The sequence below is a fragment of the Kribbella jiaozuonensis genome, assembly GCF_005233875.1.
In the GTDB taxonomy this organism is placed as follows: Bacteria; Actinomycetota; Actinomycetes; order Propionibacteriales; family Kribbellaceae; genus Kribbella; species Kribbella jiaozuonensis.
The window spans coordinates 26813-43504 of the sequence record NZ_SZPZ01000007.1; the positions used below are offsets into that span (position 1 = coordinate 26813).

General features: G+C 67.5%; 16 protein-coding genes. 4 read left to right on the forward strand and 12 right to left on the reverse strand.

Annotated features, from left to right (window positions below):
• Positions 1-2: 2 nt before the first annotated feature.
• Positions 3-698, reverse strand: coding sequence for a phosphotransferase (locus tag FDA38_RS38605; protein ID WP_137259165.1), 696 nt, complete (start codon positions 696-698; stop codon positions 3-5).
• Positions 695-2167 carry a tRNA (N6-isopentenyl adenosine(37)-C2)-methylthiotransferase MiaB gene (miaB, locus tag FDA38_RS38610; protein WP_137259166.1) on the reverse strand — a complete coding sequence of 491 codons (1473 nt, stop codon included), beginning with the start codon at positions 2165-2167 and terminating at the stop codon, positions 695-697. The genes FDA38_RS38605 and miaB overlap by 4 nt, the downstream gene beginning before the upstream one ends.
• Positions 2168-2268: 101 nt before the next feature.
• Here miaB and FDA38_RS38615 point away from each other — a divergent pair, with 101 nt between their 5' ends.
• Positions 2269-3792 (forward strand): amidohydrolase family protein, encoded by a 1524-nt coding sequence (locus FDA38_RS38615; protein WP_137259167.1) that lies wholly within the window; start codon positions 2269-2271, stop codon positions 3790-3792.
• Between the two features lie 63 nt (positions 3793-3855).
• On the opposite strand, the gene FDA38_RS38620 is transcribed toward FDA38_RS38615, so the two are convergent.
• Genes FDA38_RS38620 through FDA38_RS38665 form a run of 10 tightly spaced genes read right to left on the reverse strand, consistent with a single transcriptional unit; the run spans position 3856 to position 13013 of the window.
• On the reverse strand, positions 3856-4233 hold the full coding sequence (locus FDA38_RS38620; RefSeq protein ID WP_137259168.1) for an ArsR/SmtB family transcription factor: 378 nt from the start codon (positions 4231-4233) through the stop codon (positions 3856-3858).
• On the reverse strand, positions 4230-4424 hold the full coding sequence (locus FDA38_RS38625; RefSeq protein ID WP_137259169.1) for a metal-dependent transcriptional regulator: 195 nt from the start codon (positions 4422-4424) through the stop codon (positions 4230-4232). The genes FDA38_RS38620 and FDA38_RS38625 overlap by 4 nt, the downstream gene beginning before the upstream one ends.
• Before the next feature lie 10 nt (positions 4425-4434).
• On the reverse strand, positions 4435-6078 hold the full coding sequence (gene groL / locus FDA38_RS38630; RefSeq protein WP_137259170.1) for a chaperonin GroEL: 1644 nt from the start codon (positions 6076-6078) through the stop codon (positions 4435-4437).
• Positions 6079-6099: 21 nt separating this feature from the next.
• Positions 6100-7125, reverse strand: coding sequence for an NAD(P)-dependent alcohol dehydrogenase (locus FDA38_RS38635; RefSeq protein ID WP_137259171.1), 1026 nt, complete (start codon positions 7123-7125; stop codon positions 6100-6102).
• Positions 7122-7856 (reverse strand): iron-sulfur cluster assembly protein, encoded by a 735-nt coding sequence (locus FDA38_RS38640; RefSeq protein ID WP_137259172.1) that lies wholly within the window; start codon positions 7854-7856, stop codon positions 7122-7124. The genes FDA38_RS38635 and FDA38_RS38640 overlap by 4 nt, the downstream gene beginning before the upstream one ends.
• Positions 7853-8872: an amidohydrolase family protein gene (locus tag FDA38_RS38645; RefSeq protein WP_137259173.1), complete on the reverse strand. Its 1020-nt coding sequence runs from the start codon at positions 8870-8872 to the stop codon at positions 7853-7855. The genes FDA38_RS38640 and FDA38_RS38645 overlap by 4 nt, the downstream gene beginning before the upstream one ends.
• Before the next feature lie 6 nt (positions 8873-8878).
• Entirely contained in the window at positions 8879-9220 is a 342-nt protein-coding gene (mimD, locus tag FDA38_RS38650; protein WP_137259174.1) for a propane 2-monooxygenase effector subunit MimD, read from the reverse strand.
• A complete protein-coding gene (locus tag FDA38_RS38655; RefSeq protein WP_137259175.1) occupies positions 9217-10323 on the reverse strand; it encodes an aromatic/alkene monooxygenase hydroxylase subunit beta in 1107 nt (368 codons plus the stop codon). The genes mimD and FDA38_RS38655 overlap by 4 nt, the downstream gene beginning before the upstream one ends.
• A 1-nt stretch (position 10324) precedes the next feature.
• Positions 10325-11362 (reverse strand): FAD-binding oxidoreductase, encoded by a 1038-nt coding sequence (locus FDA38_RS38660; protein WP_137259176.1) that lies wholly within the window; start codon positions 11360-11362, stop codon positions 10325-10327.
• A 10-nt stretch (positions 11363-11372) separates the two neighbouring features.
• On the reverse strand, positions 11373-13013 hold the full coding sequence (locus FDA38_RS38665; protein ID WP_137259177.1) for a ferritin family protein: 1641 nt from the start codon (positions 13011-13013) through the stop codon (positions 11373-11375).
• Positions 13014-13155: 142 nt separating this feature from the next.
• Between FDA38_RS38665 and FDA38_RS38670 the strand changes: the two genes are divergently transcribed.
• The 3 genes from FDA38_RS38670 to FDA38_RS38680 all read left to right on the forward strand — a co-directional run bounded on the left by FDA38_RS38670 (position 13156) and on the right by FDA38_RS38680 (position 16643).
• Complete coding sequence (locus tag FDA38_RS38670; protein WP_137259178.1) at positions 13156-14847, forward strand: sigma-54-dependent Fis family transcriptional regulator; 1692 nt, start codon at positions 13156-13158, stop codon at positions 14845-14847.
• A 175-nt stretch (positions 14848-15022) separates the two neighbouring features.
• Positions 15023-15751: an amino acid ABC transporter ATP-binding protein gene (locus tag FDA38_RS38675; RefSeq protein ID WP_233715230.1), complete on the forward strand. Its 729-nt coding sequence runs from the start codon at positions 15023-15025 to the stop codon at positions 15749-15751.
• A 52-nt stretch (positions 15752-15803) separates the two neighbouring features.
• Positions 15804-16643, forward strand: coding sequence for a glutamate ABC transporter substrate-binding protein (locus tag FDA38_RS38680; RefSeq protein WP_137259180.1), 840 nt, complete (start codon positions 15804-15806; stop codon positions 16641-16643).
• The last annotated feature ends 49 nt before the right edge of the window (positions 16644-16692 follow it).

A 16692-nucleotide genomic window follows, 5' to 3' on the forward strand; every position in this document is an offset into this window, starting at 1 on the left:
CTCTACAGATACCCGCGGATCAGTTCTTCTTGTGCAGGCAGGAGGGCTAGTTCCGCGGGTGTCAGGGTCGGGTTGTTGCCGCGGTACTCGAGGGCGTCCGGCAGGCCGGGCGTCGGGTCGATGGAGTTGGCGAGGTAGACACCGAGCGCATCGCGCAGCAGTTCGGCGAGTTCGGCGTACTCCGGGTCGAGGGCGACCTGGGCGAAGATGATCGCGGTCAGGGCCACGTCGAACTCGGCCATGCCCTCGCGTGCATTGCGCCAGTCGATGACGACGGGGCCGTCGGTGGTGGCCATCACGTTGAGCGGGTGCAGGTCGCCGTGGACGACAACGAGGCCCGGCGTACCGCTGGCGACCGGGATCGCTTGCAGGCGGCGGTGCAGGTCGGCGTGGATCTGGCCGATCTCGGTCGCGTTGAGGTCGCCGGCGATCGCCGCGTCGCCGAGCGTCGGGCCGTCGAGGCGCTGGACGATCATGTCCGGGCCTTCGATCTCGCGGACGGCGGGAACCGGATAGCCGTACTTCGCGACGTGCCGCATGAAGTCGGCCTCGTCACGCACCGGGTGCCCGTCGCGATAGCGCCGCAGCACCCAGTCCTCGTCGATGTTGTAGACGTCCGCGTCGCGCCCGAAAGCGAACGGCCGGGCGTCAGGCGGAAGGAGCGAGGACAGGGAGTTCGGGGCGGGTGTTTCCGTCATCCGACCTGGCAGCCGTTCGTCGCAGGCTCCAAGGGCTTGGCGCCGATCGTCGGCATGCCGAGCATCACCCCAGGTGCATCGGCAGGCGCCTCCACAGAGCGCTGCCACGCGTCGCCGGCGCGAGTACGACGTACCGCTCCGAACACATCCGCGTTGAGGTGATGCGGCGCCGCGTACGTGACCTCGACCGTCACCACATCACCCGGCCGCGGTGCCTCAACCTCGGCGGGCAGCGCGAAGTGGACGAGCCGGTTGTCCCGAGCGCGGCCGCTGAGCCGGTGGGTGGCGGCGTCCTTGCGCCCCTCCCCCTCGGCGACCAGCACCTCGACCGTCCGGCCGACGATCTTCTTGTTCTCGTCCCACGCCATCTCGTCCTGCAGCGCAACCAGCCGCTCGTACCGATCCTGTACGACGTCGCGCGGGACCTGGTCCTCCATCAACTCGGCCGGCGTCCCGGGACGCTTCGAGTACTGGAAGGTGAACGCACCGGCGAACCGCGCCTGCCGGACCACGTCGAGCGTGCCCTGGAAGTCCTCTTCGGTCTCCCCCGGGAACCCGACGATGATGTCGGTCGTGATCGCCGCATCCGGCATCGCCGCGCGCACGTCCTCGATGATCTTCAAGTACCTGTCCCGGCGATAGGAACGACGCATCGCCTTGAGCACAGAGTCCGAGCCCGACTGCAGCGGCATGTGCAGCGAGGGCATCACGTTCGGCGTCTCGGCCATCGCCTCGATCACGTCCGCGGTGAAGTCCCGCGGGTGCGGCGAGGTGAACCGGACCCGCTCGAGGCCCTCCACCGAGCCACACGCCCGCAACAGCTTGCCGAAGGCAAACCGGTCGCCGAACTCCACGCCGTACGAGTTCACGTTCTGACCGAGCAGCGTCACCTCGAGCACGCCCTCGGCGACCAGCGCCTCGACCTCGGCGAGCACGTCACCGGGGCGGCGGTCCTTCTCGCGGCCGCGCAGCGACGGGACGATGCAGAACGTGCAGGTGTTGTTGCAGCCGACGCTGACCGACACCCAGGCGGAGTACGCCGATTCGCGCCGGGTCGGCAGCGTCGACGGGAAGACGTCGAGCGACTCGAGGATCTCGACCTGCGACTCCTCGGCGACCCGCGCCCGCTCCAGCAGTACCGGCAGCGAACCGATGTTGTGGGTGCCGAACACGACGTCGACCCACGGCGCCTTGCGAACGATCGACGCCTTGTCCTTCTGCGCCAGGCACCCGCCGACGGCGATCTGCATGCCGGGCTTGCGGGCCTTCACCGGCGCGAGGTGGCCGAGATTCCCGTACAGCTTGTTGTCGGCGTTCTCGCGGACCGCGCAGGTGTTGAAGACGACCACGTCGGCCTCGTCACCCTCGGGCGCGCGGACGTAGCCCGCATCCTCCAGCAGCCCGCGCAGGCGCTCGGAGTCGTGGACATTCATCTGACACCCGTAGGTGCGGACCTCATAAGTACGCATGACAGCCACCAAGAGTACGTGCCGGGGTAGACAAAAACCTACCTGGGACCGGCTGCCTGCGACCCCTGACCACCGGGAGCGCGCAGACAATAGTGAAGGGCATGAACAGTTCTCGCCGTCAGTTCCTCGCCCGCACCGCCGCCGGAGCCGCTGTCCTCGCCGGTGGAACCTTCACCACCACCAGCGCGCACGCCCTGGTCAAGCCCACGAAGATCACCGCGCTCACCAATGTCACCGTCATCGACGTCGCCACCGGTCGCCGCGACCACCGCCAGACCGTCCTGATCAGCGGCGAACGGATCATCGGCGTCGGCCGGATCCCGGTCCCCCGCGGCGCCGTCGAGCTCGATCTCACCGGCAAGTACGTCATCCCCGGTCTCGCCGACATGCACGTCCACAGCCTCGGCGACGAGCACGTCTCGCCGCCGCTGTACCTCGCCAACGGCCTGACCACGGTCCGCGAGATGGCCGGCACGAACCCGACGCTGTACGACTGGCGCGACCGGATCGCCGCCGGCGCGCTGCTCGGCCCGCGGATGGTCGTTGCGAGCAACATCATCGACGGCGACCCGACGCTGTGGGACCCGAACCTGATCAAGGTGATCGTGGCCGGCGACGCTGCGGCCGCGCGGGCCGCCGTACGTCAGGTCAAGGCCGAGGGCGCCGACTTCGTCAAGGTCTACTCGCGTCTCAGCCGCGAGGCGTGGCTCGCGGTCATCGACGAGGCCCGCAAGGTCGGGCTGACCGTCCACGGGCACGGCCCGGACGAGGTCACCTCCAAGGAGGTCAGCAACGCGGGCCAGCGCAGCATCGAGCACATCCACTCCCTCGGCCTGGCGGTATCGACAAGGGAGGCCGAGGTACGGCGGATGCTGCTCGCGATCAAGGTCTCCACCGGCGACTACAACTCCTGGTTCCGGCAGCTGCACCCGATCGAGTGGATCGCCGCCAACACGTACAGCCCGGCCCGCGCCGCCGATGTGTTCGGCACGCTGCGCCGCAACCGGACCCGGGTCACGCCGACGCTGACCATGCACAACGTGCTCGACCAGATCGACTACACCCAGCTCGACCCGAACCTCGCGAAGTACATGAGTGAGGAGTCGATCGGCACCTACGACTACGTGATCCAGAACCTGTACGGCGGCAACCGGTCCGCCGAGGAGATCTCCCACCAGAAGCAGATGTGGGCGTGGCGGCAGCGGTTCGTGCGGGAGCTGTTCGCGCACGACGTACCGATCATGGCCGGCACCGACACAGGTACGCCGTACTCCGTGCCAGGCTTCGCGCTGCATGACGAGCTGGAGCACCTCGTCGGCGCCGGGGCCACGCCGCGTCAGGCGCTGTACGCCGCGACCGTCGAGCCGGCCAAGTTCCTCGGGATGTCGGCGGACCTCGGCTCGGTCGAACCGCGGAAGATCGCGGACCTCGTCGTACTGGATGCCGACCCGCTGACCGACATCCGCAACAGCCGGAAGATCCACACCGTGGTCACCCGCGGCCGGGTCATCTCCCCCGCACAACGCCGGCGGATGCTCGCCGACGTCGAGACCGCGGTCAAGCAGCCGCCGACCGCGGCAACCATCGCCGCCGGCGGCTGCTGCGGGAGCAAGCCGACTCACTAGCCCCAAGACTCCCGGGCCGGGCCGGCCTGATCCGGCCCGGGAGCCGCTCTCAACTGGCCGCCGTCACGGTGCCGCGCGTGGGGAAGGCACCCGCAGGCGGCCGATCCAACCGGAGAGCGCTCGTCGGGGCGGGTCCGGTGCGAGCGTGCCGTCTGGCGCGACATGCTCGAAGATCTGCTCGACGAGGGCGATGACGTGGGGGTCGTCGACGGTATAGAACAGCCGGCGACCCTCACGTCGTGCGCTGATCAGTCCGGCCAGCCGGAGCTTGGCCAGATGCTGGCTCGCCGTCGGCACGCTGACACCCACCCGGGCGGCCAGCGTGCCGACGTCGTACTCACCGCAACTCGCCAACGCGACCAGGTGCAGTCGGACCGGCGCCAGCAACAGGCCGAAAGTCCTGGCCGCGGTGGCGAGCTGTGGCGGCGTCGGCTCGATCACACGCGGGCCTTGGCCTGGATGGGCTCCCCGAAGGGATCCCGCGTCGGATACCCGAGCGCCGCGTCGATCAGCTCCTCGAGCCGATCACTCAGCCCGTGTTCGAGCCGGAGCGCTTCCTCGTGCACCTCGTCCAGGGGTACGCCGAGAACCCGGTGCAGGAACGTCTCCAGCAGCTGGTGCCGTCGATTCATGGCCGGCTCCTCAATAGATGTTCGACGGACGGACCATGCCCTCGGCCAGATCGCCGAAGCCGGGCGCCATGATCGCGCCGGGGTTGCCGATGATCTCCTCGACCACGGCGGTCTCGGTGGTGAGGATCAGCGCCGCGATCGAGGCCGCGCTCTCCAACGCCGCCCGGGTGACCTTGAGCGGATCGATCACGGCGTCCTCGACGAGGTCGCCGTACTGCCCGGTGAGTGCGTTGAACCCGTGCCCGGCCGGCAAGGACGCGACCCGCGCGACCACCTCGTCACCGTCGTACCCGGCGTTGATCGCGATCCAGCGCAGCGGCTCGGCCAGCGCGCGACGTACCACCTCACGCCCGATCGCCTCGTCGCCGGTCAGGCCGAGGTCTGAGAAGGCAGCTTGGGCCAGCACGGTCCCGCCGCCGGCGACCACGCCTTCCTCGAGTGCGGCCCGCGTCGCGGCCAGGGAGTCCTCGACGCGCAGCATCCGTTCCTTCAGCTCGACACTCGTCGCGCCGCCGACCCGGATCACCGCGACCTTGCCGGCCAGCCGCGCCATCCGCAGCTGCAGGCTGTCCTGGTCGGCGTCGATCTTGGCCCGCTCGAACTGCTTCTCCAGCTGCGAGATCCGCGCCTCCACCAGCGACGCGTCCCCGTGCCCACCGACGATCGTGGTGGTGTCCTCGGTGATCGTGATCCGGTCGCACGAGCCGAGGTGTTCCCGCGTGACATCGGTCAGGTCGAGACCGGTGTCCTTCGCGATCACCGAACCGCCGAGCGCGGTGGCGAGGTCCTCCAGCTCGGCGATCCGCCGATGCCCGAACCCGGGCGCCCGGACGACGACCGACCGCATCGTGTTGTGCATGTTGCCGCCGACAAGCAGTTGCAGCGCCGGCCCGTCGACCTCCTCGGCGAGCACGACGAGCGGACGGTCCGCACGTTGCGCCACCTCGAGGGTCGGCATGATCTCCTGCACCTGCGTGATCTTCTTGTTGGTCAGCAGGATCAGCGGGTGGTCGTAGACGGTCTCCATCCGCTCCCGGTCGGTGACCATGTACGCCGAGACGTACCCGTGGTCGAACTCGATGCCGTCGACAACCTCCACCGACATCCCGAGCGTGTCCGACTCCTCGGTGGTGACGACGCCGTTGCGGCCGACCCAGTCGACCGCGTTCGCAATCACCTCGCCGATGATCTCGTCGTCACTGGCCGCGAGCGTCGCGATGTGCTGCAGTTGCTCGCGGCCACGAACCTCGACGGCCCGGCTGCGCAGCGCCTCGACGACTACCGGTACGGTCCGCTCGATGCCGCGCCGTACGCGCATCGGGTTGGCGCCCGCGTCGACCTCGCGCAGGCCTTCGCGGACCATCGCCTGGGCGAGCACGGTGGCTGTGGTGGTGCCGTCGCCGACCACGCCGTTGGTCTTCATCGCGACTTCCTTGACCAGCTGGGCGCCCATGTTCGCGAAGGGTTCGCGCAGCTGGATCTCGCGGGCGATCGTGACGCCGTCGTTGGTGATCGTCGGCGGGCCGGTCAGCTTCTCCAGCACCGCGTTGCGGCCCTTGGGCCCGAGCGTCACCTTGATCGCGTCGGCCAGCGCGTTCACGCCGGACTCGAGCAACCGCCGGGCGTCGGTGTTGAACCGCAGTTCCTTCGCCATGGTCTGCCTCCTGCTGGATCGCTAGGGAATGAGGATCGCCCGGCCGCGGACGAGACCGCGGTCGAGGTCGTCGAGGGCCTGCTGGAACTCCTCCAGCGGGTATTTCGTGGTGTGCAGCGCGACCTTGCCCTGCGCGGCGAGCTCCATCAGGTCCTGCAGGTCGTTGTAGGACCCGACCAGGTTGCCGATGAAGTTGATCTCGGTGGAGATCACGTCAATGGTCGGTACGTCGAGGTTCTCGCCGTACCCGACCACGTAGTAGTTGCCGGCCCGGCGGAGCATCTCGGTCCCGTCGGCGGTGGCGCCGCCCTCACCGACGAAGTCGATCACCGCCTCCGCGCCGTGCCGGCCGGTCAGCGCCCGGACCTGTTCGACGTGGGTGCCGTCGGCAACGATCCCGTGATCGGCGCCGATCTCGACGGCCAGGTCGACCGCGGCCTGGTTGCGGTCGACGACGACCAGGGTGGCGGCCGAGATCGCCTTCATCACCTGGATGCCGATATGGCCGAGCCCGCCGGCGCCGATGATCACGCAGACAGCTCCCGGCCGGAGCGTGCGCGCCGCCTTCGCCGCCGCGTGGTACGCCGTCAGCCCGGCGTCGGCCAGGGCGGCGACGTCCGACGGCTCCAGGGAGTCGTCGATCTTGACAACGCTGCGTGCCGTCGTACGCAGGTACTCGGCGTACCCGCCGTCGGTGTCGATCCCCGGGAACGCCGACGCCTCGCAGTGCACGTCGTCGCCGGACCGGCAGGCCCGGCAGAGTCCGCAGGTGATCAACGGGTGCAGGATCACCTTGTCGCCGACGGCAACGTTCGTGACCGCGTCGCCGATCGCGTGCACCCAGCCGGCGTTCTCGTGGCCGATCGTGTACGGCAGCAGTACGCCGCTCTTCTCGGCCCACTGGCCTTCCAGGATGTGCAGGTCGGTCCGGCAGACGCCGGCGCCGCCGATCCGGACGACAACGTCGAGCGGCCCGGTGATCTTCGGCTCGGGAACGTCAGCCAGTTGAAGCTTGGTGTGATAGCCGACGACCTGTACGGCCTTCATCGGGTCCTCCTCGTGTTGGTGATCCGGGTTGTCAGCGGCTCGTCGTCGTACCGGGTCTTGAGCAGACCGCGGCAGAAATGCGCGTTGCCCTCGACCGAGATCCGGACCGACTTCGCGAACCGCAGTCGCATCGGTGCGGCGTCCGGCGGCACGGGTACGCCGTCGTCGTCGACCAGGACCAGGTCCTCCGGCCGGATCCCGAGCCCGATGTCGGTCCGCCGACGAAGTAGTGCGTCCTTCTGCGGACCTCCGGGGAGGTGCCAGAGCGTGAGCCCCGGCATCTCCTCGATGGTCTTGCCGGTGGACCGGAGCAGCGCCATCACGCACCGCTCCATCGCCGCCGTGTGCGCCTTGCGCTGGAAGGTACGACGGAGTTCGTCGAGGTCCTGATCGGCCTCGCTGCCGAAGGTGCCGACGTACCCCGCGTTCGCGGCCAGGCCGGCGTTGATCTTGTCCGAGTCGTGGTGATCGTCGAGCAGCACGCTCACCGCACCCACGCCCGGCACCCGACGCAGGGCGTCAACTGCGTCGGATGCCATCAGGTAGGCGAAGTTGGGCGCGCAGAACGAGGTCGGCAGCCGCAGGTGCACGGTCACGCCGGCGTCGTCGATCCGGATCGACCGGACGAATCCGAGGTCGATGATCGGCTGGTCCAGCTCAGGGTCGATGACGGTCGCCAGCGCCGCCACGACCTCGGCCTCCAACTCCAGCGATGCGGCGACCGCGCTCATGACGCCACAGCCTCTTCCCGAGACCCGGTCCCGGCCGGCAGCCGAAGCTCCTCCGGTACGTCGAGGTCGTACAACGCCGCCGCGTTCAGCCCGAGGATCTTCTTCTTCTGCGCCGTGGTCAGCGGCGCGTACTCCGGCAGGTCGGACGGGATCTCGAAGTCGACGAACTTCTCCACCAGCCACTTCGGCGTCCAGAGCGCGTAGTCGGAGGAGAACAGGATCCGGTCCTCGCCGATCCAGTACAGCAACTCCCCGATGATCTGCGCGAAGTACTTCGGCCGGCTGTGGATGAACGGCATCGCGACCGCGAGACCGCCGTACACGTTGGGCTCCTGGGTGGCGATCCAGCAGAAGTCCTCGAGGCGCGGCAGGCCGACATGTTCGACGATGAAGTTCAGCTCGGTGTAGTCGGTCGCCACCTGGTCGATGTCGGCGACGTCGAAGGCGTCCCGGTCCAGGGGCCGGATGGTGGGGCCCTTGTGGACATGGATGTTCTTGATGCCGAGCTTCAGGCACTCCTCGAGATAGCGCCGCGACCACTTGCTGTCGAGCTTCCAGCCGCGGGAGTCACCGTTCCACTCGGCGGTGTAGAGCTTGACGCCCTTCAGCCCCATCCGGTCGGCGTCCTTACGGAGTTGCTCGAGCCCGGCCTCCTCGTGGCGCGGATCCCACGCGTGGTTGTAGGTCAGCTTGTCCGGATGCGCCCGGGTCAGCGCGAGGGCGTCCTCGGTCTGACCGAACCCGCGCTTGTAGAAGTCGCCGAGGATCGCGGGCTGGAAGATCGCGTGGTCGACGTACCCGTCCTCGAACAGGTCCTTCAGCAGCCGCTGCTCGCCGTAGTACGTGTAGGTGTCGTAGTCCCACACGACCTCTTCGGGGCTGAGGTTCTTGTGGTAGTCGTAGAAGCAGTCGATGAACTGCTTGCCGTGGATGTTGCGCTGGTTCTCCGGACGCGCGTCCCACAGCGCGATGTGCGCGTCGCAGATGTAGTACTGCTCACCGTTCTTCTCGTACATGCGACCTCACTTCGTGGTGAGGTCGAAGCCGATGTACTCGGCGGCGTCCTCGGGGCTGGCGAACAGGATGGTCTTGTCGTCCAGGTGCACCATCCGGCCGTAGTGCGTCGAGGAGATCTCCTCGAACACCGACCCGTCGAACTCCATCCCGAGGGCGTCGGACAGCTCCGCGTAGTCGAAGTCGAGCAGCCCGGTCCCGTCGACACGGATCATCGACGGGTACTCCGTCAGCTCGACCCCGTCCTTCGCGCCCATCACCTGCGCGACGACGCGACCGATCGGGGTGTTCATCAGGGTCACGCCGGTCTTGTTGGAGAACTCGGCGTCAGATCCGAACTGCATGCTCATCGGTCCAGCTCCTTCGGAATGTCGAGCCCGAGGTCCTCGAGCAGGGAACGGAACTTCTGCTTGGCCGCGTCCAGGCTGTCCGCGAACGTGACCGACTTCTCGGCCGGCTGCGACCAGATCGGCTGCAGCGCCTGCGCGGCGTCGAGGCAGCGCGGCACCCAGGTCGCGAGCCACTCGCCGAACAGCACCTTGTTGCTCTCGCCGTACTCCGCGTCCCGGGTCAGCAGCCGGAACAGGTTGCGGCTGTACGACAGGTCGCGGTCGTAGTCGTGCTCGCCGGTGCCGACGATCGTCGGCGTGATGTAGTCGCCGTTGCGGGCCGCGATCTGCATCACCAGCTCGGTCCGGAACAGCGACCCGACCAGCTGCTCGAACACGATGTTGGTGGCGAACAGCAGCTCGCACCAGTCCCCCACCGCGGTCAGCCGCTCGACCACCTCACGCGTCGGCTGCCACTCCGGCGCGCTCTGCCAGACCTCCTTGTGCGCCGAGCCGTCGAACGGTACGTCGGCTTCCGACAGGTCCAGGTTGAACAGCGCGAGGTCCTGGGCGAACCGCATCTTGTGCGCGGCGTTCACGGCGACCGCGGTGTTGATCATGTTGGTCGGGCCGGATCGCTGGATGCTGGTGAAGACGTGCAGCGCGAGCCCGTTCTCGGCGTGCATCCAGGCGCCGAGGTTGCGCTCGACGAACTTCAGCCAGGCCGGGTTCCAGGCGTCGTACGCCCTGGCCCGCTTGGCGTTCTGCAGGCCGAGGTCGACCTGGCGGACGACCGCGGAGTTGTTCCGGTAGATCGTCTGGTTCCACTCCTCGTTCGGGTCGAGGAAGGCGTGCCAGTTCGACGACTTCGCCGCGGTCCACTCCTTCGGGTAGCCGCCGGGACCGTTGCCGAAGCCGTAGATCCAGCCCTGGCTCAGGTGCCGGTCGGGATCCGGCTGTACGTCGACCGTCACGTCCTCGTACATCGTCGCCCGCAGCTTGGCCGGCTTGTAGTAGTTGTACGACCGGCTCTGCGAGCTCGGGAACTCCAGCGCGCCGGCCTCGGAGTCGGTGAACTCTATGCTCGGGAAACTGCGCTGTTTCGCCTCTGTGGTCTGGGTCATCTCAGGCTCCATCGGTAGCTGGGCTGGTGAACTTGTCGTAGAAGACCTGGTCCTTCGGCACGTTGCTTGCCTCCAGCAACGTCAAGGCGGCGTCGACCATCGGCGGCGGGCCGCACAGGTAGACCTCGCTGCGGTGCAGCTCCGCCTCGCGCCGTTCGACGATCTCGGTGACGTTGCCTTCTTCCACCTGGAGCCCGTCCGAGTCCTGAGCCGATTCGGACAGGCAAGCGATGAACTCGAAACCGGTGAGGTCCGCACCGAGCTCCGCGATCGCATCCAGGTAGAAGAGGTCGGCCGCCGTACGCGCGCCGTAGTAGAAGCGGACCGGACGCGTGCTGCCGGTCTCCTTCAGGTGCCGCAGGATCGACAGGATCGGCGCCATCCCGGCGCCGCCCGCGACGCAGACGACCGGCAGCACGTGGCCGTCCTTCAGCGTTGACGAGCCGTACGGCCCGGTCAGCGACAACTGGTCGCCGACCGCGAGCTCGCCGTCGAGGAGGGCGGAGAACCGGCCGCCCGGGTACTTCTTGATCAGGAACTCGATCTCGTCCGGTGTCGACTGCGTCGTCGCCATCGAGAACGACCTGTGGTCGTCGGTGCCGGGGATCGTGATGTCGACGTACTGCCCCGGCCTGAACTCGAACGGCGTCGCGGTCTTCAGCCGGAGCGACACGATGTCCCGGGTGACCGGCTCGATCGCCAGCACCTCGGCGTCGACAGTCTGGATCGGGATACCGCCGAGCAGTTCCTCCTCGTCGTAGTTGAGCAGCTCGATCGTGCAGTCGCTGAACGCGTGCGCCTTGCAGAGCAGCACGTAGCCCTCGGCAACTTCCGCGTCGTTGCAGGCGAACGTCGAGTAGCGCTCCATCTGGATGTCGCCCTCGAGCAGGTACGACTTGCACGCCGAGCACTGCCCTTCCCGGCAGCCGTGCATCAGATGGATCCCCTGCCGGAACGCGGCGTCGAGGATCTTCTCCTCCTCGCCGACCTCCATCTCGATGCCCACCGGTTCGAACTGGATACGGTGCTTGTCGGCCACCGGGACCTCCTCAGGCGACCGAGCTGGCGGTGCCGTTGGCGCGGTACGCCGCGACGTGGGCCTCGCGTTCGGCGTCGGACATCTCGTTGAGCAGCACGTTCGGGCTCATGAACGTGTTGCCGCGGACGTCGTCGAGGGTCCACATCTTCTTCGGGTCGTCCAGGTCCAGGTGCGGCTGCCCGATCAGGGTCTTGCCGTCGTCACGGACGTACCCGAGGTCCTGGACGATGTCGGCCAGGTCCTTGTTGTGGTGCAGCGTCTCCCACTCGCGGAACCCGGTCAGGCGACCCATGTTCGGGGTCGGCCGGCCGTCGTACTCGCCGCGGAACGCGACCGCGTCGGTCCAGTAGCAGGTCTCCGAGCAGTACGTGCGCCACTGGTCGTCGACCTTCTCGGTGACCATGTCCTCGCGGATCAGGCACGGCACCATGCAGGTCCAGCAGCGGTGCGGGTACTGGTAGCCGACGTCCTCGAACGCGATCGGCTTGTTCTTGCCGGGGTACGCGAGCCGGTTGTAGTTCTCCCACCACTTGCCGTACTTCGAGTACCAGCCTGGGTACTTCTCCTCGAACCACTCGAAGTCCTTGTCGGTCATCGCGTCGATCCGCCAGTAGTTCACCGGCCAGCCGGTGGCGAAGAACCGCGCGACCTCGTGCACGTAGCCCTTGTTGGTGATCCGGTTCCACGCTTCCTCGACGAGGTCGTGCGGAATCGTGAGGCCGTACTTCTCCAGCGGCAACAGGTAGCTGCGGTAGTAGTCGTCGTAGATCCACCGCCGCCACATCTCCGCATAGCTCTCCCGGTCCTTGCGCCGGTCCTTCGTGCCGTACTCGATGAACGTGCCGATCGCGGCATCCACGACACAGTGGTTGTTCCACCACGCGTACCGCAGGTCGCGCTCCAGCAGCGGCCGGTTGCGCTCGTCGGCCAGTGCCATCAGCAGGATCGAGTACCCGTTGCTGATGTGCCGCGACTCGTCGGACTGGACCGAGTGGAAGACCGTGGGCAACAGGTAGTCGCCGTTGGCCGCGGCCTCGTCCGGCATCGCCACGAACAGCGTGTTGGTGAACGCGGTCTCCGCGACGACGGTGAGGTAGATGTTCGCGGCGGTGATCGCGTCACCGGTGATGAACCCCTCGCCGAACTGCCGGCCGATGGTGCCCGCGTAGTTGTTCGCGAACGCCTTCTCGGTCATGTCGAACCCGGCCGGGTCGATGTAGTTGTTCATGTACAGGCGCTTGAGGTTCATCTGGATCGTCGAGTGCCTGACCTCGTCGATCATCTGCACCGCGAGCCCGTTGTGGATCTCCGGGTTCGGTACGGCGTCGATCGCCATCGGCATCGCCCGGGCCGCGGAGATCTCCGGGAACGGGATGATGCTGAGGAACAGCTTCTGCCACTCCAGCCAGCGCTGCTGGACCTGGCGGAACATGTTGCCGCGGATCGCGCCGTCCATGGCGCCGTACACGCGGTTGTCCTTCTCCTCCTCCATCGGGAAGTAGGACCGCATGATCTGTTTCAGCGGATCCTTCTTCGGCGCCTTCTCGAAGGTGTAGTCGGTGCCGAACCGGGTCGCCGGGGTCGCGAACGTCGGTTCCCAGGACAGCTCGGTGATCTTGGCGTGGGCCTTGGTGAGACTCTGCCTGCTCAATGTGGGCCTCCATCATCGGGGTTGATAGGAGATGAAAGCCGCCTGGTGGACGTGTCTGTGTCTCAATGTGAGATGGCGGTCACAGCCGGGCGAGCTACCGTAGGTCGCAGTTCCGCTGGTGACGGACGTGAAGGAGACCGCTATGGGCGCTGCACAGCCGGTCCGGGATCCGATCCGGGTGTCGTGGGAGCGCTCACAGGCGTCGCGGGTCGACGTCGACCGCCCCGCCCCGAAGTACTTCGACCGGATCGACCGCGAGACCACCCTGATGCGGGCGGCCCGCCCGGTCATCGATGCCCTGTCGTCCGAGCTCCACAACGAGCCGGTCTGCATCATCCTGACCGATGCCAAGGGCGTCGTCCTCGACCGTCGCGGCGGCGATCCGTCGCTGCTCCGCCGACTGGACTCCGTCGACCTCGCCCCCGGATTCCAGTACGCCGAGTCCGCGGTCGGCACCAACGGGATCGGTACGGCGCTCGAAGTGGGCGGACCGATCCAGATCGACGGGGCCGAGCATTACAACGGGAAGCTGCGGATGTTCTCGTGCGCCGGCGCGACGATCACCCATCCCGTCACGGGCGGGCTGCTCGGCGTACTCGACATCACGACGCAGGCAAAGAACTCGAACACGATCCTGCTGTCGTTCGCGAAACTCGCCGCCCGGCGGATCCACGAGCGCGTCGTCGAGGAAGCGAACGCGCTGGACCACGCACTGCTGAGCGACTATTACGCGGCCTGCCGGCACAGTGGCGGTCCGGTACTCGCGCTCGGCGACGAGGTATTCATGATGAACGCCTACGCGCAGGCACGGTTCGACGCCATCGACCAGGCGGCGCTGATCGACCGCACCCGGGACGCGCGCGGCGGGACCAAACCGCTTGTATTCATTACCGATCTACCCAGCGGGACGACTGCACGGTTGGCGTATCGGCCTACGTTCGTCGGCGACACCCTGGCTGGCGGCGTCATCCAGATCAAGGAACAACGCGCGCCGGTCCGCAGTCCCCAGGTTGCCCGTGCACCTTTGATTCCAGGCACGACCGGGACAAGCGCGGTCTGGCAGCACGTCACCCAGGAGCTGCTGGAGGCGTGCGGCCGATCCGAGTGGCTGATCGCCGACGGCGAAGCGGGCACGGGCAAGCTGTCCATGCTCCGTGCGGTACGGCGACATGTCGCGCCCGAGCGTCGGCTCGTCGTACTCGATCCCGAGGCGATGGGTGAGGACCTGCTGACCGAGGCGCGCGCCGAGCTGGATTCCGGCGCCGACCTGATCATCCGGCGGGCGCACCTGCTGACCGGCGAGGTCCTCGACGGGCTCACCGAGTTGCTGCAGAACGTCCGCGACGGCGCGATCGCCGGGGACGCGTGGGTCGCGCTCACGTTGCCGGCCGACCGGTCCGAGATCGCCGACGAGCTGCTGGCGTTCTTCCCGCGCACCATCGAGGTGCCGCCGCTGCGGCATCACGTCGAGGACGTTCCGGCGCTGGTCCGGTCGCTGCTGGCGAAAGCCGGCATCAGCGGCCTCACCTTCTCCACCGCCACAATGAACCAGCTCATGCGGTTGCCGTGGGCAGGGAACATCACACACCTGCGCGCGGTCCTCACCGCAGTCGCGAGGCGACGACGGTCCGGGGTGGTCGAGCTCGCTGACCTGCCACCCGAGTGCCGGGCGACGACGCGTCGGCAGCTGACCCCGATCGAGGCGCTCGAGCGGGACGCGATCGTCGACGCGCTGTCGACGTACGACGGGGACAAGAAGGCCGCCGCGGCCGCGTTGGGAATGTCACGCGCGACGATCTACCGGAAGATCCGCGAGTACGGAATCGTCACCTGAGCGGGCGGGTCGCTCACAAACGAACAATCGCCCGCTTTCCGTGATCGCGCGGCTACGGTCAGCGGCGGTTTATTGCAGATCGTTACCAAGGGGGTACCACCCGGGCCTGCGACCGCACCCCTGGCTCCAGTAGGTTCTGGCCATGAGCGATTCCGGCACTCTGACGAAAACCGGGCTGGTGTCTCTGTCCGGTGTCAACAAACACTTCGGCGAACTGCACGTTCTGAAGGACATCAACCTGTCCATCGCCAAGGGCGAGGTCGTCGTCGTGATCGGCCCGTCCGGGTCCGGAAAATCAACGCTCTGCCGCGCGATCAACCGGCTGGAACCGATCGATGCGGGCGAGATCCTGCTGGACGGGCAACCGCTGCCCAGCGAGGGCAAGGCCCTGGCCCGGCTGCGCGCCGACGTCGGCATGGTGTTCCAGTCGTTCAACCTGTTCGCGCACAAGACGATCCTGCAGAACGTCACCCTCGGCCCGACCAAGGTCCGCGGCAAGTCCAGGGGCGAGGCGGAGGAGGATGCCCGCGCCCTGCTGGACCGGGTCGGCGTCGCCGCCCAGGCGGAGAAGTACCCGGCCCAGTTGTCCGGCGGTCAGCAGCAGCGCGTCGCGATCGCCCGCGCGCTCGCGATGGATCCCAAGGTGATGCTGTTCGACGAGCCCACGTCGGCGCTGGACCCGGAGATGATCAAAGAGGTCCTCGACGTCATGGTCGACCTCGCCGGTCAGAGCATGACGATGATCGTCGTCACCCACGAGATGGGCTTCGCCCGGCGCGCGGCGAACCGCGTCGTCTTCATGGCCGACGGGCAGATCGTCGAAGAGGCCGAGCCGGAGAAGTTCTTCACCGATCCGCAGACGAAGCGGGCACAGGACTTCCTCTCGAAGATCCTGACGCACTGAACCGTCTGCGGGGCGTCCCCAGCGTAGTACCGAACCAACGGAGGAAAAGACAATGCGACAGCGACTGATCGCTGCCCTCGGCATCGTGGGCCTGGCCGCGACCGGACTGACCGCCTGCGGCGACGACTCAGGCTCAGGCTCAGCTTCCGGCGGCAGTGGCGAGAAGGTGACCATCGGCATCAAGTACGACCAGCCGGGTATCGGGCTCAAGGAGGGCGCGAACTACACCGGTATGGACGTCGACGTGGCCAAGTACGTCGCCAAGGAACTCGGCTACGGCGACATCACCTTCAAGGAAGCCCCGTCCGCCCAGCGCGAGACCCTGCTGGCCAACGGCCAGGTCAAGATGATCTTCGCGAGCTACTCGATCACCGACGCCCGCAAGGAGAAGGTGGCCTTCGCCGGTCCGTACCTGACCGCCGGGCAGGACCTGCTGGTCAAGGCCGACAACACCGACATCACCGGACCGGACTCGCTGAACGGCAAGAAGCTGTGTTCGGTGACCGGCTCCACGTCGGCGCAGAAGGTCAAGGACAAGTTCGCCGACACCGTCCAGCTGCAGAACTACGACACGTACTCCAAGTGCGTCGAGGCACTGGGCACCGGCTCGATCGACGCGCTCACCACGGACAACACGATCCTGGCCGGCTACGCGTCGCAGGAAGCCAACAAGGGCAAGTTCAAGGTGGTCGGCAAGACCTTCTCGACCGAGCGCTACGGCGTCGGCCTGAAGAAGGGCGACACCGAGACCTGCACCAAGGTCAACGACGCGCTGAAGAAGATGGTCGACTCCGGCGAGTGGCAGAAGGCCTTCGACAAGAACCTCGGGGCGTCCGGGCTGAAGCTCGACCCGGCGACGAACCCGCCGAAGACCTTCGACGCCTGCGCCTGATCCGACGCGCTGCCGGGGAGGAGCCGTTCGCGGTTCCTCCCCGGCGGTC